Origin of the sequence: Tepidibacillus fermentans (assembly GCF_004342885.1) — a bacterium.
Lineage (GTDB): Bacteria > Bacillota > Bacilli > Tepidibacillales > Tepidibacillaceae > Tepidibacillus > Tepidibacillus fermentans.
The window spans coordinates 69,727-89,979 of sequence record NZ_SMAB01000004.1; the positions used below are offsets into that span (position 1 = coordinate 69,727).

22 protein-coding genes and 1 other annotated feature are annotated in these 20,253 nt (G+C 37.9%); of the genes, 6 read left to right on the forward strand and 16 right to left on the reverse strand.

The annotated features are described in order from the left end of the window. Window positions 1-31: 31 nt before the first annotated feature. The 8 genes from EDD72_RS03835 to EDD72_RS03870 form a co-directional block, all read right to left on the reverse strand. A complete protein-coding gene (locus tag EDD72_RS03835; protein ID WP_132767427.1) occupies window positions 32-1,108 on the reverse strand; it encodes a M42 family metallopeptidase in 1,077 nt (358 codons plus the stop codon). A gap of 149 nt (window positions 1,109-1,257) precedes the next feature. After that, a complete protein-coding gene (locus tag EDD72_RS03840; RefSeq protein ID WP_132767429.1) occupies window positions 1,258-2,406 on the reverse strand; it encodes a Na+/H+ antiporter NhaA in 1,149 nt (382 codons plus the stop codon). Window positions 2,407-2,483: 77 nt separating this feature from the next. Then, window positions 2,484-4,223 carry a B12-binding domain-containing radical SAM protein gene (locus EDD72_RS03845; RefSeq protein WP_132767431.1) on the reverse strand — a complete coding sequence of 580 codons (1,740 nt, stop codon included), beginning with the start codon at window positions 4,221-4,223 and terminating at the stop codon, window positions 2,484-2,486. Window positions 4,224-4,447: 224 nt separating this feature from the next. Continuing rightward, a complete protein-coding gene (rplT, locus tag EDD72_RS03850) occupies window positions 4,448-4,807 on the reverse strand; it encodes a 50S ribosomal protein L20 (RefSeq protein WP_132767433.1) in 360 nt (119 codons plus the stop codon). A gap of 36 nt (window positions 4,808-4,843) precedes the next feature. Further along, entirely contained in the window at window positions 4,844-5,041 is a 198-nt protein-coding gene (rpmI, locus tag EDD72_RS03855) for a 50S ribosomal protein L35 (protein WP_132767435.1), read from the reverse strand. A 28-nt stretch (window positions 5,042-5,069) separates the two neighbouring features. Next, window positions 5,070-5,561: a translation initiation factor IF-3 gene (gene infC / locus EDD72_RS03860; protein ID WP_243643769.1), complete on the reverse strand. Its 492-nt coding sequence runs from the start codon at window positions 5,559-5,561 to the stop codon at window positions 5,070-5,072. A 58-nt stretch (window positions 5,562-5,619) separates the two neighbouring features. After that, window positions 5,620-5,731, reverse strand: a sequence feature (ribosomal protein L20 leader region). 51 nt (window positions 5,732-5,782) lie between these two features. Continuing rightward, a complete protein-coding gene (gene thrS, locus EDD72_RS03865; RefSeq protein WP_132767437.1) occupies window positions 5,783-7,696 on the reverse strand; it encodes a threonine--tRNA ligase in 1,914 nt (637 codons plus the stop codon). Between the two features lie 336 nt (window positions 7,697-8,032). Further along, window positions 8,033-8,416, reverse strand: coding sequence for a putative ABC transporter permease (locus EDD72_RS03870; RefSeq protein WP_132767439.1), 384 nt, complete (start codon window positions 8,414-8,416; stop codon window positions 8,033-8,035). Between the two features lie 145 nt (window positions 8,417-8,561). On the opposite strand from EDD72_RS03870, the gene EDD72_RS03875 reads away from it, so the two are divergent. From EDD72_RS03875 to EDD72_RS03895, 5 genes are all read left to right on the forward strand, one after another. Further along, window positions 8,562-9,170: an FmdE family protein gene (locus EDD72_RS03875; protein ID WP_132767441.1), complete on the forward strand. Its 609-nt coding sequence runs from the start codon at window positions 8,562-8,564 to the stop codon at window positions 9,168-9,170. Window positions 9,171-9,182: 12 nt separating this feature from the next. Continuing rightward, window positions 9,183-9,989 carry a sulfite exporter TauE/SafE family protein gene (locus tag EDD72_RS03880; RefSeq protein WP_207893636.1) on the forward strand — a complete coding sequence of 269 codons (807 nt, stop codon included), beginning with the start codon at window positions 9,183-9,185 and terminating at the stop codon, window positions 9,987-9,989. A gap of 134 nt (window positions 9,990-10,123) precedes the next feature. Continuing rightward, window positions 10,124-11,176, forward strand: a complete 1,053-nt coding sequence (arsB, locus tag EDD72_RS03885) for an ACR3 family arsenite efflux transporter (protein ID WP_132767443.1) — start codon at window positions 10,124-10,126, stop codon at window positions 11,174-11,176. A 26-nt stretch (window positions 11,177-11,202) separates the two neighbouring features. Then, entirely contained in the window at window positions 11,203-11,646 is a 444-nt protein-coding gene (gene arsC / locus EDD72_RS03890) for an arsenate reductase (thioredoxin) (protein WP_132767445.1), read from the forward strand. Between the two features lie 36 nt (window positions 11,647-11,682). Then, a complete protein-coding gene (locus tag EDD72_RS03895; RefSeq protein ID WP_132767621.1) occupies window positions 11,683-12,006 on the forward strand; it encodes an ArsR/SmtB family transcription factor in 324 nt (107 codons plus the stop codon). A gap of 105 nt (window positions 12,007-12,111) precedes the next feature. On the opposite strand, the gene EDD72_RS03900 is transcribed toward EDD72_RS03895, so the two are convergent. The 7 genes from EDD72_RS03900 to EDD72_RS03930 form a co-directional block, all read right to left on the reverse strand. Next, on the reverse strand, window positions 12,112-12,504 hold the full coding sequence (locus EDD72_RS03900; protein WP_132767447.1) for a DUF6858 family protein: 393 nt from the start codon (window positions 12,502-12,504) through the stop codon (window positions 12,112-12,114). An 84-nt stretch (window positions 12,505-12,588) separates the two neighbouring features. Beyond that, window positions 12,589-13,245: a phosphate signaling complex protein PhoU gene (phoU, locus tag EDD72_RS03905; protein ID WP_132767449.1), complete on the reverse strand. Its 657-nt coding sequence runs from the start codon at window positions 13,243-13,245 to the stop codon at window positions 12,589-12,591. Window positions 13,246-13,260: 15 nt separating this feature from the next. After that, a complete protein-coding gene (pstB, locus tag EDD72_RS03910) occupies window positions 13,261-14,013 on the reverse strand; it encodes a phosphate ABC transporter ATP-binding protein PstB (RefSeq protein ID WP_132767451.1) in 753 nt (250 codons plus the stop codon). Window positions 14,014-14,036: 23 nt separating this feature from the next. Further along, window positions 14,037-14,873, reverse strand: coding sequence for a phosphate ABC transporter permease PstA (pstA, locus tag EDD72_RS03915; protein ID WP_132767453.1), 837 nt, complete (start codon window positions 14,871-14,873; stop codon window positions 14,037-14,039). Further along, window positions 14,873-15,796: a phosphate ABC transporter permease subunit PstC gene (pstC, locus tag EDD72_RS03920; RefSeq protein WP_207893637.1), complete on the reverse strand. Its 924-nt coding sequence runs from the start codon at window positions 15,794-15,796 to the stop codon at window positions 14,873-14,875. The genes pstA and pstC overlap by 1 nt, the downstream gene beginning before the upstream one ends. Window positions 15,797-15,888: 92 nt before the next feature. Then, window positions 15,889-16,980 (reverse strand): phosphate ABC transporter substrate-binding protein PstS, encoded by a 1,092-nt coding sequence (gene pstS / locus EDD72_RS03925; protein WP_165894960.1) that lies wholly within the window; start codon window positions 16,978-16,980, stop codon window positions 15,889-15,891. A gap of 176 nt (window positions 16,981-17,156) precedes the next feature. Beyond that, window positions 17,157-17,930 carry a Cof-type HAD-IIB family hydrolase gene (locus EDD72_RS03930; RefSeq protein WP_132767457.1) on the reverse strand — a complete coding sequence of 258 codons (774 nt, stop codon included), beginning with the start codon at window positions 17,928-17,930 and terminating at the stop codon, window positions 17,157-17,159. A 177-nt stretch (window positions 17,931-18,107) separates the two neighbouring features. Between EDD72_RS03930 and EDD72_RS03935 the strand changes: the two genes are divergently transcribed. Further along, entirely contained in the window at window positions 18,108-18,407 is a 300-nt protein-coding gene (locus EDD72_RS03935; protein ID WP_132767459.1) for an MTH1187 family thiamine-binding protein, read from the forward strand. Window positions 18,408-18,448: 41 nt separating this feature from the next. Here the strand turns inward: EDD72_RS03935 and thiC are convergent, their stop codons facing one another. After that, window positions 18,449-20,221: a phosphomethylpyrimidine synthase ThiC gene (thiC, locus tag EDD72_RS03940; RefSeq protein WP_132767461.1), complete on the reverse strand. Its 1,773-nt coding sequence runs from the start codon at window positions 20,219-20,221 to the stop codon at window positions 18,449-18,451. Window positions 20,222-20,253: the final 32 nt, after the last annotated feature.

A 20,253-nucleotide genomic window follows, 5' to 3' on the forward strand; every position in this document is an offset into this window, starting at 1 on the left:
CTGCCAATCGGAGCACTCTTGCTTTTATTGATTATGCTTGCTTCTTAATTTGATTCACTGTATCTTCATCTAATCGCTTGATCACCTTAACGAGAAGTTCAACGGCTTGTTCAAAATCATCTCGGTGTATAATCGCCGCATGGCTATGAATATAACGAGTAGCTATACCAATAACAAGAGAAGGAACCCCTTTGCCATGTAAGTGAAAACGTCCTGCATCGGTACCGCCGCCAGCCATTGCATCAAACTGGAAGGGGATCTTTTCCTCTTCCGCTATATTAATCACAAAATCACGGAGACCACGATGAGGAACCATGGTTGCATCATAGAGTAGGATTTGTGGTCCTTTTCCCATCTTACTTGCAGCTTCATCCGCAGTAATACCAGGTGTATCACCTGCAATACCAACATCAATCGCAAAGGCAATATCAGGTTGAACCGTATTGACAACGGTTTGGGCTCCCCGTAATCCTACTTCTTCTTGAACAGTACCTGCGCCAAAAACAATATTTGGATGTTGTTCATTCTTTAATCGTTTTAACACTTCAATCGCAATCGCACAACCAATTCGATTATCCCAGGCTTTTGCCATGAGCATCTTTGGATTTTTCATCACCGTAAATGGAGATATTGGGGTAATTGGATCTCCAGGACGTACTCCAAATTCCTCTGCCTCTTCTTTACTTGTTGCCCCAATATCGATGAACATATCCTTTTTCTCCACTGGTTTTTTCCGGGCTTCTGCTGGCAAAATATGTGGGGGTTTGGAACCTATAATGCCAATAACTTCTCCTTTGCGAGTATGTACAGTAACACGTTGGGCAAGCATCACTTGCTCCCACCAGCCACCTAATGGTTGAAATTTTAGAAAACCTTCATCAGTAATCCGTGTTACCATAAAGCCAACTTCATCGAGGTGACCGGCAATAAGGATTTTTGGCCCTTTATCCCCTTTTCGAGCAATTAGACTTCCAAGATGATCTGTAAAGACTTCATCGGCATATGGAGAAATATATTTTCTCATGACCTCACGAGCAGGACCTTCATTACCAGGAACCCCAGGTGCTTCTGTTAATTCTTTCAACATTTGTAAAGTTTGGTCTTCCATTTCGCTAAACCTCCTTGATTAAGATTAGTACGTTTAAACAAACTTATTATACCGAAAAATAAAAACACTTTATACAAATATTTCGGGAGGCGAATAAATAAAAAAGGATTGAAAAGAGTTGATTCTCTAATCAATCCTGAATTCAGAGGTTAATTGATCTTCTTTACCCTTAACATTTTACCAACAATAAAAGCAATCAGGGCAGTACTTGCGCTAAAGAGCGCTCCCATTTTCGCTGCACCTTGGATTTTCAGATCTGTAAATGCTGCTCCAGCAACAAATAGAGCAACCGTTAATCCCATCGCAGCAACAACCCCTGCTAAAAACAGCTCTTTTTTACCCATGCCGTTTGGTAATGGAAATCCTATTAGATTAGCGATCAAACCTAATGTAAAGATCCCCAATGTTTTACCGACAAGTAGTGCAATAAACACTAACCATGTCGCAGTAGCGATTTCAGAGAATTCAACTCCTGCATTTGCCAAGCCAAAGGTAAATAGGCCAAAATCAACGAAGGCTTTCCACTGATGCTCAAACTGATGTAATGTTGACATATCTGATTCATCTTCTTCAAATAACTCCCCAGGATTTTGAATAGGATGGGGTAAAAATGGAATGATGAAGACCAAAGCTAATGCAGGATGCAAGTGGGCATTGTGCAAGCCTGTCCAACTTAATGCTCCGCCTATGATAAGATATGGCCAATAGCTCTTTACATTCGCTTTTCTTAAAATAAAAGCAACAGCCATCCCTGCTAATGTTAATAATAACCATATAGGTTCAACAGGATGGGCAGGATCTGGGTAAAAAATAGCGATAATGGCCAATCCAATGGCGTCATCTGCGATCGCTAATAAAAGTAAGAAAGACACAGCCGGGTGCTTATTACCAAAGACAAATCTTGCAACCAACCAAGCTAAAGCAATATCTGTTGCTGTTGGTATACCCCAACCCCGAAAGAGTTCTGGTGAGCCAATGATCGCATTTAATGTCATATAGACAATAGCTGGTCCTAATACCCCACCCAAAGTGGCCATAAGTGGGTTAACCGCTTTTTTGATGGGATTTAAAGCACCGCCTGGCATAAAGCTTTGCGTAATCTCAACCGCAGCAATCGCAAAGAAAAAGACCATAAAAATATCATTAACAAAAAAATGAAAATCATATTCACCAAATAATTTTCCGTAAACAAAGCTTTTATAACTCTCTGGTGAGAGATTCGCCCATATTAATGCGACAATGACACCGGAAATCAATGGAATTGAGAATTCTCTTAATAAATTTACCGTTTTTCGCAATCAGCATCCCCCTTTTGTAGTTCAATTCTGTCACAATACTATAACAAATCCGATTTTAACTTTACTTCCTTAGGATGTCAAATCTCTTTTAAAAAATAAATAGGGTCTTTCGGAGGATTAAAGTAAACAAGGAATAAGGTATCTTTTTTGACCATTGCTCCTGTTTCAAAATAATGTCCTAGATCATAAGGAAGGATCTCTACCATCGTATGTTTATGCAAATCTTTTTCGCTCAAACCTAGCATCTGGAATTTAGCAGAAAGTTTTTCAGGTTGTTGAACCAACTGGTTAAAAATCTCATTCAATTTCTGTTTAGAAATCGCAAATTCCCACCAAGTTTTCCTCGGCTTATGGTTAAAATTTAAAAAGTAGTCAAATTTCATTAAACTGATAATAAAATCGATGTTGTTTGTTTTCCGATTCTTGAGAAATTCAAGCAACCTTTGGAATAAAGTTTCTAATTGATGTCCGATCCGATTCCATCCTTTTTCTGTCCAATAATCACCCAATTCCTGAAAAAAATCAAACGGGGAAGAAAATTCGTTTTCAATTAAATATTCCACTGTTTGGTCCATCCGGTGGGAGTTCCAATATTTTTCTAACACATCCTCTACTCTTTTGATGCGAATCACATCGTCAAATGGCAAAACGTCATTTTTCAGAATTTCATAAGGAGCATAATCTTGATAGACATATCCATATTGTTCTGCTTCATACCAGATTTTTGTTCCCCGCAACATCTTGAGAAATCCAAGTTGTAATTCTTCAGGTCGCAGTGCGAATACATCATTAAATGTATTACGAAAAGAAGCATAATCTTCTCTAGGTAGCCCGGCGATTAAATCTAGATGTTGATCGATTTTTCCACTTTCTTTGATTTTCAAAACCGTTTGGCTTAGTTTTTTGAAGTTCTGTTTTCGATTCACAAGGGCATTCGTATAGTCATTGGTCGATTGAACGCCGATTTCGAAACGAAAAATCCCCTTTGGCGCATGATCGACAAGATATTGAAGGACATCTTCCTTCATAATATCAGCGGTGATCTCAAATTGAAAAACAGTCCCCTGATGATTCTCAACTAAAAACTGGAAGATCTCCATTGCATACTTTTTATTTAGATTAAACGTTCGATCAACAAATTTAATGGTCTTAACCCCGTGTTGAATCAATCGGAGTAGATCCTCTTTTACCCGGTCAATAGCAAAATAACGGACCCCAGTTTCGACTGAAGATAAGCAATAGGCACAGGAAAATGGACAGCCACGACTAGCTTCAAAATAAACGATTTTATCTCGTAATGAGGCTAAATCTTCTTCATCTTGGTACGGGCTTGGAATCTGATTGAGATCCAATTTTGGCCGAGGAGGATTAATATAATAACCCGTATCTGTTCGATAAGCAATTCCTTGTACCTGATTTAATGTTTCTCCCTTTTGAAGAGTTTGCAAAAGATGAAGAAATGTTGCCTCTCCCTCACCGTAAACAATCACATCAATTTCTTCTATACGATTAAACCAATAGGAGATATCGTAAGAAACTTCAGGCCCACCTAAAACGATCGTTAAATCAAGTTTTACCTTCTTTAACATCTGAATCAATTGGATCGTCTCTTCAATATTCCATATGTAACATGAAAGCCCGATCACATCTGGTTTTCTTTCATAAAGATCGGTTAAAATCGTCATTAAGGGTTCATTAATGGAATACTCACAGATTTCAATATTAGGAAACTCTTTTTGACTATATGCCTTGAGATAGCGTAAAGCAAGTGACGAATGGATGTATTTCGCATTCAAGGTTGATAAGATGATTTTCATCGCAATCCTCTTCCTTTTTACTAAAAATAGGTTTGTATATTCCAACGCGCTCCGTTGTCCATGTATAAATACACTCCCAAAAGTCGCTGCTTATGGAATATACAAACCCAGTTAGAACATACAAGCCATTTCACGTTTTGTAAGGGAGCTATTGCTTCAAAATATTATGCTTTCTTATCTTTGAAAAAAAACACCCGCTAAGGGTGCTTTTTTCAATAATCATATTAAGCATTGATTTTTTCTTTTGCTAATTGTGCTAACTCAGAAAATGCTTTTGCATCATTTACAGCTAAGTCAGCTAATACTTTACGGTTCATATCTACGCCAGCTACTTTTAAACCATACATAAATTTGCTATAGGATAAACCATTCATGCGAGCAGCTGCGTTGATACGAGCAATCCATAGCTTACGGAAATCGCGCTTACGTTGACGACGGTCACGGTAAGCATATAACAAAGATTTCATCACTTGCGCATTTGCTGTTTTAAATAAACGGTGTTTAGAACCGAAATAACCTTTTGCTAATTTTAATACTTTTTTACGACGACGACGACTTACATATCCGCCTTTTACTCTTGGCATATCTATTTCCCTCCTAGATCATTACCATGTTCAATATTATAGATAAGTCACCAATTGTTGAATACGTTTTTGGTCACCTTTGCTTACCAAAGCACCTTTACGTAAATGACGAGCACGTTTTGGGCTTTTACTTTCTAAAAGGTGGCTAGTATAAGCATGACTTCTTTTTAATTTACCACTACCCGTTTTCTTAAAACGTTTTGCTGCTCCACGATGTGTTTTCATTTTTGGCATAACGAATTCCTCCAATCTATCATGACTCTTATTTAGGCGCTAAAATCATAACCATACTTCGACCTTCCAGTTTTGGCTTACGCTCAATAACAGAGATCTCTTCTACTTCTTTGGCTAAACGATTTAAGACATTTTCACCAATATTTTGATGAGTAATTTCACGTCCACGAAAGCGAATCGTAACTTTTACTTTATTGCCGGCTTTTAAAAATTTAATCGCATTACGAAGCTTGGTTTGAAAGTCGTTTTCTTCAATCGTTGGACTTAGTCGAATCTCTTTCGTATTGATTACTTTTTGATTCTTCCGTGCTTCTTTTTCCTTTTTACTTTGTTCGTAACGGAACTTCCCGTAATCCATAATCCGGCAAACGGGTGGTTTTGCTGTTGGAGCAATATTCACTAAATCAAGATTTTTCTCCTCAGCAATTCTCAATGCTTCTTTTAAAGGAACAATCCCAATCTGTTCACCATCTGGCCCGATTAGACGAACTTCACGTGCACGAATGTCCTCATTAACCAAATATTCTTTGCTAATAACTTGCCACCTCCAAAAAACTTTCCATGGATAAAAAAGCAAGAAAAAAGAAAAAGTGTAGACACAACACGCCCACACTTAATAAACCATCATGTTCATATTAACCCATTGACCCTTGTCAATAAGGTGAGAAGCGGGCGCTTCTGCTTGATTATCCATATGATTTCTAGATAAGAATAACATAATTTTATATCAATGTCAACAAACTATCTTGCTTTTGATTTTATTTCTTCTACAATTTGAGCAATCACTTCGTCAACCGGTTTAGCTCCTAAATCCCCGTGACCACGTTTGCGAACAGATAGAGTTCCATTTTCTACTTCTTTATCCCCGATGACTAACATATAAGGAACCTTATGCAACTGAGCTTCACGAATCTTATAACCGATCTTTTCATTTCGAGCATCCACTTGTACACGGATTCCATATTCCCGCATTTTTTTGTAGACTTCATTTGCATATTCGATATGTGGCTCTGCAATTGGAAGTAATTTTACCTGAACAGGTGCTAACCAGACTGGAAATGCCCCTGCAAAATGTTCGGTGATGATTCCAATAAAACGATCGATGGAACCCATAATCGCGCGATGAATAACAACTGGGCGATGACGACTATTATCTTCAGCAATATAATGTAAATCGAATTTCTCTGGCATTTGGAAATCAAGTTGGATTGTTGCTAACTGCCAGCTTCGTTTTAAGGCATCAAGGATATGGAAGTCAATCTTTGGTCCATAAAATGCCCCGTCCCCTTCGTTAATGACATAATCCATACCTAAATGGTCGAGGACATTTTTTAATGCGGTTTCTGCTTGCTCCCATAACTCATCTGATCCCATCGAATCTTCTGGACGAGTGGATAGTTCAACGCGGTAATCAAAACCAAACACACCATAAATTTGATCAATGAGACTAATCACGTTTTTGATTTCTGATTCAATTTGATCAGGGCGAACAAAGATATGGGCATCATCTTGAGTAAAAGTACGAACACGCATCATTCCATTTAAGGCTCCAGATAATTCATGGCGATGAACCTGTCCAAATTCTGCGATCCGAAGTGGCAAATCGCGATAGGAATGAAGTTGACTTTTATAGATTAACATATGTCCTGGGCAGTTCATTGGTTTTAGCGCAAACTTTGTATCATCTACTTCTGTAAAATACATATTCTCATGATAATGATCCCAATGTCCCGATTGTTCCCAAAGACGCTGATTCATCATTAAAGGGGTGCGGACTTCCTTATAGCCAGCACGCTCTTGTAGTTTTCGCGAGAAGTTCTCCAGTTCATTACGAATAATCATTCCCTTTTCAAGGTAAAAAGGCATTCCAGGAGCTTCTTCTGAGAACATAAAGAGTTCCAGTTCGCGACCTAATTTGCGATGATCGCGTTTTTTTGCTTCTTCTAGGAAATGTAGATATTCTTCAAGCTGAGATTCTTTCGGGAAAGAAGTTCCGTAAACTCGCTGTAACATTTGGCGGCTAGAATCCCCTTTCCAATAAGCACCAGCTACATTTAATAGTTTAATCGCTTTTATTTTTCCTGTGGAAGGAAGGTGTGGCCCACGACAAAGGTCAAAGAATTCTCCTTGCTCATAAATGGAAATTTCTGCATCTTCAGGTAACTCTTCGATGATTTCCAGCTTAAGATTGTCACCTATTTCGTTAAAAATCCGTAAGGCTTCTTCACGTGACACCACGCGACGCCGAATCGGTAAGTCTTCTTTAATAATTTTTTTCATTTCGTTCTCAATTTTTTCAAGATCTTCACTTGATAAGGTAACAGGTACATCCATATCATAATAAAATCCATCTTCAATGACTGGCCCGATTCCAAACTTTGTTCCAGGGTATAAGCGATTGACCGCTTGCGCAAGGAGGTGGGCAGAACTATGGCGATAAACTTCTAATCCATCTTCCGAGTCTAGTGTAACGACTTCAAGTGTCGCATCTTCTTCAATGGGGATATATAGATCGACCAGTTTCCCATTTACTTTTCCTGCGACAGCTTTTTTCTTAAGACTAGGGCTAATCGATTCTGCGATTTGTTCTGTCGTAATACCTCTTTCATACTCCTTTACAGATCCATCAGGTAATGTAATCTTGATGTTGTCCATTTCTTTCACTCCTTTTTTTGTGTTATAAACAAAAAAGACACGTATCATCCCTATGGGACGATCGTGTCGTGGTTCCACCCAAATTCGGTTTAGATGTGTAAACAGAAATCTATACATTGATCTAAACCCTCTTCGTTGATAACGGGGCCATTCCCGATCAAAGCTACTGGTTTCACCTTGATTTCTTCGAGGTGGTAAATCATCATTCTTCGTTAAGAACCTTTCAGCCAGTGGGTTCTCTCTCTGGAAACGGGTGTTCTGATGATTCATGTCCTCATCATCGAATCTGAAATTCATCAAGTTGTAGCATTGATAAAAATTATAGTGATTCCATAGTCAAAAGTCAAGTTTTTCAAACAAAAGCCCAACAGTGAACCATGCAGGAAAATAATCATAGCGAATCAAACCCATCAATGTTATGCTTGTAGTCTGTCGATAATCCCATGGACATTCTCCCAAAATGAGTTGTAGTAAATATCCAGTTAAGAACTCTATAGCAAAAATAAGAATCGCCCATGTCGATCCCCGAATAATAAAATGCCACCTCCTGATCCGACCATGAATGGGCTCTAAGAAAACCGCTGAACCATAAATGAAAAACATCCAAATATACGTGTGTCCTGATAATGCCAGATTTCCAGAGAGAAGGGACCAAAAACCTGTCCAGATCACTTTCATTAATAATCCGAGAAATCCGTAGATTAGAAAATGCGTTTTCATCGTAGTGTTATGGTTACCAACATATGGCTTGCATATTCTTTTTACAAAAGATTCATAAATTCAAAAAGAATTATTGTAATTAAAAGAGTAAAATTATTCTATAATTAAATTAGTAATTAATTATATAATGATGGGAGAGATTAAAATGGTAAATCCAAAAGATTATTTAGAAGCTGGTCAAAAATTCCACGGACATAAGTGTCCAGCCATGCCAATGGGGTTACGTGTAGGTGCAGCAGCGATGAATAAATTAGGAGTAGATCGTGCTAAAGATGGTCAACTCATCGCATTGGTCGAAATCGGAAAGGATCACTGTGCGACTTGTTTTGCCGATGGCATACAAATGATCACGGGTTGTACCCTTGGAAAAGGAAATATCCAAAAACTGAATTACGGAAAATGGGGCGTAACTCTAATTGATCGTAAAAGTGGAAAAGCGGTTCGTGTGGCTCCAAAGGCCGAAGCCATGGCCAACAATAAAAAGTCCAAATTCTTTAGCGATTATCGAATGAAAGGTCTTCCTGCAAGTTCTATTCCAGCTGAAATTGCCGATCCACTAGTGGAAAATGTCATGAATGCCCCAGATGAAAAGATTCTTATTATTGGCGATGTATTTGATTATCAAGTAGAAAATCATCCACATACTTTCGATTCTTTTGTTTGTGAAGAATGTGGGGAAATGGTAGTCGAAGCTTACGGTCGAATTAAAGGGGACAAAAAGGTTTGTATCCCATGTTCGGGTTGGGAAGCGTAATCAGGTGGTCCTATGTTTACTTTGATCATTTTCACTCTCATATTATTATCATCCTTTCTCTTCGCCATGCTTGGGCTTGGCGGAGGGATGGTTTATATTCCAATCCTTAAGTGGGCAGGACTTGATTTTAAGGAGATCGTCATTCCTTTAGGATTGTTATTAAACGGATTAAACACTTTATTAGCACTCATCCCTTATCATAAAGCAAAACTCGTCGATTATAAAGGGATGTGGCCAATGGGTGTTACAGCAGTGATCTTTGCACCGATTGGAGCATTGGTCACACCTTATATCTCGAAACCAGTATTAATTGTATTATTTGCAATCCTTGTTCTTCTAGCGGCTTTTAAAGTCTTTTACGATTTGAATAAAGCGAAGAAGAAACAAAAAATTGCTGCGACGAGCAGTTTGTCGAGAGAAATTGCAGCAACTTCCGAAGCAAGAGTGTACACATTACGACAAAAACAAATCATAGGTGCTTCCACTGGTGCAGGAATTGGCTTTATTGGCGGACTTTTAGGCGTTGGCGGCGGCTTTATTATTGCTCCGATCCTAATGATGCTTGGTTATAAAACGAAGGAAGCTGCAGCCACAACCGCATTTGTTGTTACCTTCTCCTCGTTTTCGGGATATTTAGGTCACCTTAGCAAAGGGCTTCCATTAACTTGGTTAACCTTTTTCGCCATTCTCGCCGTAATCATTGGTTCACAGATTGGCAGCAATTTTATGGTGAAAAAAGCAAAAGGTTCAACCGTCAAAATGATTTACGGAATTACTCTTGTTCTAATTGCAATTAAGCTTATTGTTGATTTATTTTAATCAATTCGAAATTTGAGATAGACCTTTGTACCTTTTTTTGAAGGTCTATCTTGTTTTTTAGGACTTTTTAATTTAATATATAAGCATGTAATTATATTTTACATAGTTTTGAAGGTAAGGGAGTGTGTTTACAGTTGAGTGAAAAAGTCAGCAAAAGATTATCTTTTTTGGATCGTTATCTTACGATATGGATTTTTACAGCGATGATTGTTGGGATTGGGGCTGGATTTTTGTTTCCTAACTTTGTTTCCTACTTAAATCAATTTCAAGTGGGAACGACCTCTATTCCAATTGCAATTGGATTAATCCTGATGATGTATCCTCCATTAGCAAAAGTTCGTTATGAGGAGATGGGTCAAGTTTTTCGTAATGGCAAAGTTTTAGGACTTTCGTTAATCCAAAACTGGCTAATCGGTCCATTATTCATGTTTTTCCTTGCCATTATCTTCTTACGAGATTATCCAGAATACATGATTGGTTTGATTATGATCGGATTGGCCCGTTGTATTGCTATGGTTATCGTTTGGAACGATCTTGCCAAAGGAGATACCGAATACGCAGCTGGTCTTGTAGCGTTTAATTCTATTTTCCAAGTGTTATTTTATTCCCTTTACACCTATATTTTCATTACTATCTTACCAGGTTGGTTTGGTTTACAAGGATTTGCTGTCGATATTACGATTGCTGAAGTGGCGAAAAGTGTCTTTATCTATTTAGGGGTACCTTTTATTGCCGGAATGATTACTCGCTATTCTTTAGTCAAAACAAAAGGAAAGGAATGGTATGAGAAAAAGTTCATTCCAAAGATCAGTCCAATCACATTGATTTCATTGCTCTTTACGATTATTGTTATGTTTTCTTTAAAAGGAAACATGATTATTAAATTACCTCTTGATGTAGTTCGTATCGCTATTCCTTTATTGATCTATTTTGTGGTTATGTTTTTAGTCTCTTTCTATATTAGTAAAAAAGCCAGCGCTAACTATTCCATTTCCACGACCTTATCCTTTACTGCTGCAAGTAACAACTTTGAATTAGCGATTGCTGTTGCTGTAGGCGTATTTGGAATCAATTCTGGAGCCGCTTTTGCTGCTGTTATCGGTCCACTTGTAGAGGTTCCAGTTATGATTGGTTTAGTGAATGTAGCATTATGGTTTCAAAAGAAATATTTTCCACAATCTATGTAAAATTCTAAGAATGTGAGGTTGACATCATGGCAAAAAACAAACCAATTATCTACTTTATTTGTACAGGGAACTCTTGCCGTAGTCAAATGGCCGAAGGCTTTGGGAAAAAATATGCGGGTGGAGACTTTGAAATCTATAGCGCAGGTGTCGAAGCCCATGGATTGAACAAAAGAGCGGTGGAAGTAATGAAAGAAGTTGGAGTAGATATTAGCAATCATACATCCGATATCATTGACCCAGAAATTCTAAATAACGCTCTTTATGCGATCACATTATGTGGCGATGCAGAAGAACGTTGCCCATACACCCCTCCACACGTGAAGCGAATTCACTGGCCACTGCAAGATCCAGCGAAAGCGAAGGGGACACAAGAAGAAATTATGGCTGTTTTCCGTAAAGTAAGGGATCAAATTGACAAATTAGTTTATGACATCATTGAAGAAGCAAGGCAAACGTTAAAGGAGGAATGATCTTTGGACAATCCTCATATCCAAAAAATTGATGAGATGGCAGAACTATTAAAAATACTTGGGGATAAAACGAGACTCACTCTTTTTTCCCTATTAAAGGTAAGAGAGCTATGTGTTTGTGAGCTTACCGAATTACTTGATGTTTCTCAACCAGCCATCTCTCAACACCTGCGTAAGTTGAAACTATTGAATCTGGTAAAAGAGCGAAAACAAGGACAGTGGGTCTACTATTCCCTACGAGTACCAGAGGAAAGTGATCCATTGCGAAAAGCAATTATTGAGCTATTACCTGATCTCACAAATTGGGTCAACTCTATTGATGTGGGAGATACTTGTAGCTTGCCTCCTAGTAAAAAGTAAGATTCGTTCCTGTGAATGCTACAAACTATCCCCACTCAAGAACCAAAAACCCGTATGATTTTTTCATTTATACGGGTTTCTTTATATTTTTTTTACTTACTTCCTTTACTTATTTTCTATGGACTCTACCCATTCTATCATTGTTTTGTTAGCATTCTCCATTGGTGCCTCCATAAAACTTAGGACAAACTTATCTTCATATTCCACAACCCCAATCGAACGAGGACGTAATGCTAAGGTATTGGGATTTGGGATTCTCACGCCAAAGCAAAAGATGAAATTCTTTGCATCGATGATTCCCTCCGCAATTTCTCCATTTTCTAGATTTTTTGTATGTTGATAATGGTCATATATTGCAATAAATTCTGCTGCTGGATGTGCTGTCGCTTTTTGTTTCAGATGCTCCATAATTTCATTGACAGTTTGATATGTGCTGTTTGCTTTCAAAATGGTCTTGGTATAAATCGAATAATTCTCCATAAATGTAATCTTTTCCATTTATGATCCCTCCGATGTAGTGTTTGATAATGAAAAAAGGATTGCAAAATTAATTATCTCGCAATCCTTTATTCTTCCGCAATACTATAAGTTTAAGTCAGGCTTTTTCCCCTTAACTAAATAAATCACACTTTCTCCAATGTTTGTTGCGTGGTCTCCGATTCGTTCTATGTAACGAGCAACAAAAGATAAGAGCATGGCTTGACTTAACGTTTCTGGTCTTTCTGTCATAATCTCTAATAGATCACGTAAAACTTGACTGTATAATTTGTCTACTCGATCGTCAATTTCTGCCAACCCAAATGCCAATTCTACCTTTTCATGAATATAGGATTCTATCCCATTTGCAAGCATTTCTTTAACCATTTCTGCCATCTTTGGTATATCAATGAGTGGTTTCATTAGTTGATCTTCCTGAATACGAATCGTCACTTTTGCGATGTCAACAGAAAGATCTGCCATTCTTTCCAAACTACTTGCAATTTTAATTGCAGCTATGATTTTACGCAAATCCTTTGCAACGGGTTGTTGTGTTGCAATTAATTGAAGAGCCAACATTTCAATTTCAGCTTCCATTTCATTGACTTTAATATCATCATCTACCACTTTTCTAGCAAGCTCACGATTCAAATTAGATAAGGATTCTAACGCTCGTTCTAATGCTTGCTCAACAAACTGGCCCATATGAACGAGTTTCTGTTGCAAGTTGTTCAATTCTTGGTCAAAAGTTTTGCGATGCATATGATCACTCCTTTATTAACCAAAACGACCAGTAATATAATCTTCGGTCTTTTGGTTCTTTGGATTTGAAAAGATGGTTACAGTATCATCATATTCAATTAATTCCCCACTTAGGAAAAATGCGGTTTTATCAGATACACGAGCTGCTTGTTGCATATTATGGGTAACAATAATAATGGTATATTGATTTTTTAAAGAGTGAACGAGTTCTTCTACTCTTAAAGTAGAAATAGGGTCAAGCGCTGAAGTTGGTTCATCCATTAAAATAATACTAGGCTCTACAGCTAAAGTTCTTGCAATACATAAACGTTGTTGCTGACCACCAGATAAACCCATTGCGTTTTTATTTAAACGATCTTTAACCTCATCCCAGAGGTTAGCTTGAATTAAACTTTTTTCTACAACCTCATCTAATATTTTCTTGTTTTTAATTCCATTTAGACGTAATCCTGCTACAACATTATCATAAATGGACATGGTTGGAAATGGATTCGGTTTTTGAAAAACCATTCCAATCTTATGGCGAACGTTTACTGGATCAACATCCGAATCATATATATTTTTCCCATCAACAATAATTTCACCCGAGACTCTTGCTCCTTCTACCACTTCATGCATACGGTTAATGGTACGTAAAAAAGTTGATTTTCCGCATCCCGAAGGTCCGATTAATGCAGTTACTTGTTTATCGGCAATATCTAAATTTATATCTTTAATCGCATGAAAATCCCCATACCAAGCATTTAAATTGTTGACTTGAATCGACATTGTTTCACCTCATTTGAACAAAATCACGATGATCTTTGTCTTGTTAAAAACCGCGCAGAAACATTAAATAATAAGACCAAAAGAATTAATGTTAAAGCCCCAGCCCATGCTTGAGCTTGCCAATCTTTATATGGAGATGTGGCATAAGTATAGACTTGAACAGGCAGAGAAGCCATTGGTTGTAATAAAGATGTACTAAAATAAGAATTACCAAAAGCCGTAAATAATAAGGGCGCTGTTTCTCCAGATACACGTGCCACAGCTAACATGACGCCCGTCACAATTCCTCGTAAAGCAGAAGGAATGACAATAAATAAGATGACTCTCCACTTTGGTAAACCAAGGGCTAATCCAGCTTCACGAATATCGTTTGGGATTAGTTTTAGCATTTCTTCTGTGGTACGTGTAACCGCAGGAATCATAATGATCGCCAAAGCTACACCACCAGCGATTGCGGTAAAACCGCCCATTGGAATAACTAATAGTGTGTATACGACAATTCCTACAACAATAGAAGGTACTCCAATTAAGATATCTGTTAAGAAACTGATGATCTTCCCTAAACGATTTCTCCCATACTCAGATAGATAGATACCGGCCATTAAACCAATTGGAATTCCTATTAATGATGCAAGTATAATTAAAATCAATGTTCCTATTATGGCCTGTGCCATTCCTCCTCCTGGTTCACCAGCAGGTGCAGGAAGTTGGGTAAAGAAATCAATATTTAATGCAGGTAAACCTTTTGCAAGTACATAACCAAAAATACTAAAAAGGGGGATTAAAGCAGCAATTGTGAATATAACTGTGATGCTAATCATGAGGGCACTTTTTATTTTTCTACCTTTTAATGACTTCATCATTTCACCTCTTGGACTCCCTTTGAAACAGACCAAATTAATAATCTTGCAATAATATTAATTAACAATGTAACTCCAAATAGTAAGAGACCAATCTCGATTAATGCAGATAGATATAGGTTAGAAGATGCTTCAGTAAATTCGTTTGCAATAACACTAGCCATCGAATAGGCAGGTTGGAAAATCGTTTCTGCAATAGCAGGACGGTTTCCAATCACCATCGTAACAGCCATGGTTTCCCCAATCGCTCGTCCTAATCCAATAATCATACCACCAATGATTCCTGTTCTCGCATAGGTTAATACAGCCATACGAATCATTTCCCATTTTGTTGCACCCAATGCTAATGCAGCTTCCCGTTGAGTATTTGGCACAGTCATAATGACTTCTTTTGCTATTGAGGCAATGGTTGGTGTAATCATGATGGCTAAAATAATTCCTGCTGTAATGAGTCCAACCCCAAACGAAGGACCTCTAAAAAAAGGAATGATTTGGCCAAGGGTCTTATCAACAAACGGTGCTACATCTTCGGCAATGATCGGGGACAACACAAAAATGCCCCATAAACCATAAACTATCGATGGAATGGCAGCCAAGAGCTCAATCATAAAGCCAACCACATTGCGAACCCATTTTGGTGCCACTTCTACTAAATAAATACCAATTCCTACACTGATTGGCGTTGCGATCAATAACGCAATCAAGGAAGATACAATGGTTCCATAAATAAAAGTCAAAGCTCCAAAGTTTTCTTCAACAGGATTCCAATCTTTTTGAAAGATAAACCCTAGCCCAAACTCACTCATCGATAATTTTGAGCCCTGATACATTTCGTAGACCATGAAAAGCAATAAAAAAAGAATCGAAAACCCAAAAACATATGCGATTCCTTTAAAAATTTTATCCCCTAAATGTTTTTTCAAGCCATACACTCCTTGCCAGATAAAATACACAAGCTAAAGCAAAAAACCCTAATGGAAGGGCTTTTTGCTTTAGCAGAACCACTATGATTTTACTATTTTACTTTCACTTTGTCTAATTCTTTTAGATCAAGCTCCTGAATTTCTTTTGGTAATGGAGCATACCCTAAAGCTTCTGCATATTGCTGACCGTCTGTTACTAAATATTTTAAGAAGTCAACGACTTGTTTTGTTTTTGTAGCATCTAATGGAGATTGCTCATATACTAATGCCCATGTCGTTCCGACGATCGGATAGCTATCTTTCCCTGGCTGATTCACTAAAGAACTTTTCATATCTTTTACAAAGCTTTGTGCTGCACCTACCGCTGCCGCAGTAACAGAAGCAAGAGTTGGTTTTACAAATTGACCGTCTTTGTTTTGAATGGAAGCAGCAGTCATATTATTTTGAATCACATAAGCTAACTCAACATATCCAATAGCACCTTTTGTATTTTGGATTTGAGCTGCTACCCCAGCATTTCCTTTCGCACCAATAGCATTTTTATTCGCAGCCATATCGATGTTTTTATCCACTTTCTCTTTTGTCCAAATGCTTGGAGCCGCTGCATTTAAATAACTTGTGAAGATAAAGGTTGTTCCAGATCCTTCTGAACGATATACAGGAGCAATTAATAAATCAGGTAATTGAACCCCAGGATTTAGATCTGCAATCTTCTTATCATTCCATTTTGTAATTTTCCCCGTATAGATTTCAGCGATGATATCAGCGGTTAATTTTAGATCCTTTACCCCTTCTAAGTTATAGGAGATAGCTACTCCACCAAGGGTAACTGGAATATGAAGGACATTTCCGCCAGCTTTCTGAATTTCATCTTCTTTCATCGGAGCATCAGAAGCACCGAATTCAACAGTTTTTGCAATCAATTGCTGAATTCCAGCACCACTACCAGTGCCTTTGTAATTCACGCGAATTCCCGCTTTTTGTTCGTACTCTGCCCTTGCTTTGTCAATCAATGGATAAACAAAAGTAGATCCAGAACCATTAATAAGTGTTCCATTTCCCTTTGCTGGTTGATTATTGTTGGATGCACCTTGCCCACCTTGTGGTTGTTGAGCTTGACATGCTCCTAAAGTAAAGATAATCACTAATGCTAAGAAAAACAAGCCTATTTTTTTTAAATTCACGATCGCTTTTCCTCCTCAAATTTTCGTGTTTTCTTAACTTACATTTTGGATTATAGCTCGTCTTTTTCAAGCTTACATGAACAGAATGTTAAGAAATTGTAAATTCGTAAAGATTATTTTTTCATATGTTCCCCTCATCTTATGTTTTCATGCTTAATATTTTTGGTTTTCCAAAATTAAATCAGACATAGTTGTTTAAGGGCATAACTGATACCGCCATTGTTAACATGTTTTGTGACGAACTTGGCAAAAGGTTTTACTTCTTCATGAGCGTTTCCCATCGCAATTCCTGCACCGACAAAAGAAAGCATCTCTCGATCGTTTAAACCGTCACCAAAAGCTACAGCCTCTGATGGAGAGATCCCTAAGTAATTAAGCATCATCTCGATTCCTTTAGCCTTTGAGCCCCCTTTTGGAATAACATCCATCGAATATTGATGCCAACGAACAAATTGAAGATCAATAAAGCTCTTGATATAATAACTTTCTTCATGATCTTGACAATAGAGTAATGCTTGGTAAATGGTTTCTTCCTGCCAATAAGATTGACGGTAATTTGGCGAATTTAATTTTAAAGAATGAAAAGATTCAATGATATGGTGATGATCCTTTACATTAGCAAAACAATCTTTATCACTCAAATAAACTATCGGATGATTCCTTTCATTTGCGTGTTGCTCTAGTAATGCCAAATCGTTCTTGCTAATAGAATGTTGATATATAATTTTGCCTTTATAAACAACATAAGAACCATTAAAACTGATAAAAGAATCAATCCCTAATTCTTCTCTTATTTCTTCAAAGTGAAAAGGAGCTCGTCCTGTAGCTATTGCAATGAGAATTCCCTTATTCTTTAAGTCTTGCAATGCTTCTTTGGTATCGGGGAGAATCCTTTTTTCTTCGTCCACTAATGTTCCGTCAATATCAAAAAAGACAATTTTGTATGACATGTTTCACGCTCCTAATTTCATAACAAATTTCAATACATAGGAAATTATATCATAGGAATATGCTGTTTTTGGATTAAGATGTTTGTTGTGTTTTATTTTATCTACTTCGTATAAATTCTGCTTTATTAACCATTCTATAAATAAAGCGAAAACCAATCAATCAAAGGAGTGACAAACATGCCATTGCTTGAAATCAGCGTTGTTCCCGTTGGGACAAATTCGCCAAGTTTTAGTTCCCATGTCTCCAATGCTGTACGTTTAATTGAACAAAAGGGATTAAAATATCAGATTACCCCTACAGCAACGATCATTGAAGGAGACATTAATCAATTAATGGATGTAGCAAAGGAGATTCATCAAAATGCCATAACCAATGGGGTACAGCGTGTCATCACGAATATAAGTATTGATGATCGCGTAGATAAAAATATGGAAATGAATCAACAAGTATCTGCCATTCAACAATCGTTACATTAATCAAAAAAAAGATGCCACTTTGTTGTGACATCTTTTTATCATTATTTATAAATCTCACTACCACTTTCTCTAAATTCTATTGCCTTTTCTTTTAGCCCTTCATCTATTGCCTCTTCAAACGAGATTCCTTTCTTTCTCGCATATTCGCGAATATCCTGAGTAATCCTCATACTACAGAATTTTGGCCCGCACATGGAACAGAAATGGACCGTTTTGGCTGCTTCTTCTGGAAGGGTTTCGTCATGATATTCCATTGCCTTTTCTGGATCAAGGGAAAGATTAAACTGATCGCGCCAGCGAAATTCAAACCGTGCCTTAGAAAGGGCATCATCTCTTATTTGCGCCCCTGGATGTCCTTTGGCAAGATCAGCAGCATGAGCAGCAATCTTGTAAGCAATCACTCCTTCTCGCACATCATTTTTATTTGGTAATCCAAGATGTTCCTTTGGCGTTACATAACATAGCATCGAGGTGCCAAACCAGCCAATCATCGCCGCGCCAATTGCTGAAGTAATATGATCGTATCCAGGAGCAATATCGGTGGTTATAGGACCTAACGTATAGAATGGGGCTTCATGGCAAACTTCAAGTTGGCGTTCCACATTTTCTTTAATCTTATGCATGGGAACATGACCTGGACCTTCGATCATTACTTGAACGTCGTGCTTCCAAGCGATCTTTGTTAGTTCCCCGAGAGTCTCTAATTCAGCGAATTGTGCTTCATCATTGGCATCAGCAATTGAACCAGGACGAAGACCATCGCCAAGGGAAATAGCCACATCATAGGTCTTTAAAATCTCGCAAATCTCTTCAAAATGGGTATAGAGGAAGTTCTCCTCATGATGAGCAAGACACCAAGCAGCCATGATGGAACCGCCCCGAGATACGATCCCTGTCACCCGTTTTGCTGTCAAAGGAATATAACGCAGTAAAACCCCTGCATGGATGGTAAAATAATCCACCCCTTGCTCTGCTTGCTCAATTAAGGTATCCCGGAAAATTTCCCACGTTAAATCCTCTGCTTTTCCATTCACTTTTTCTAACGCTTGATAGATGGGAACCGTTCCAACAGGAACAGGAGAATTGCGAATGATCCATTCCCGTGTGGTATGAATATTTTTCCCAGTAGAAAGATCCATGATCGTATCTGCGCCCCAGTGGATTGCCCAAGTCATTTTTTCCACTTCTTCTTCAATGGAAGAAGTAACAGCTGAATTCCCAATATTGGCGTTGATTTTAACATGGAAATTACGGCCAATGATCATCGGTTCACTTTCTGGATGATTAATATTGGCAGGAATAATTGCCCGTCCCCTTGCTATTTCTTGCCGTACAAACTCTGGTGACACATTTTCACGAATGGCAACAAATTCCATTTCAGGAGTAATGATTCCTTGACGAGCATAGTGCATTTGGGTTACAGTTCGTCCAGCTTTTGCCCTAAGGGGTTTTCTTTTAAAGCTAGATGGAATTTCCAGATCATTCTTCGTCTCACCTTTACGGAATCCATTATCCTCTGGTTTAACTTTACGTCCTAGATATTCTTCCACGTCCCCCCGTTCTAAAATCCACTGACGGCGAAGAGCAGGTAATCCTTTACGAACATCGACAGAGTAGGAAGGATCGGTATAAGGGCCACTTGTGTCGTAAACACGGACTGGCGGATTTTTCTCTTCTCCAAATGGGCCTATAGACGTAGCTAGTTCGATTTCTCGCATTGGCACTTTTAAATCTGACCTCGACCCTTGAACATATACTTTTTTACTCCCAGGAAACTCTTTTATCATGATAACAACCTCCTTTAAAATATCCATTATTAACTGAAAATTGAACCTTCTCTAGGAGG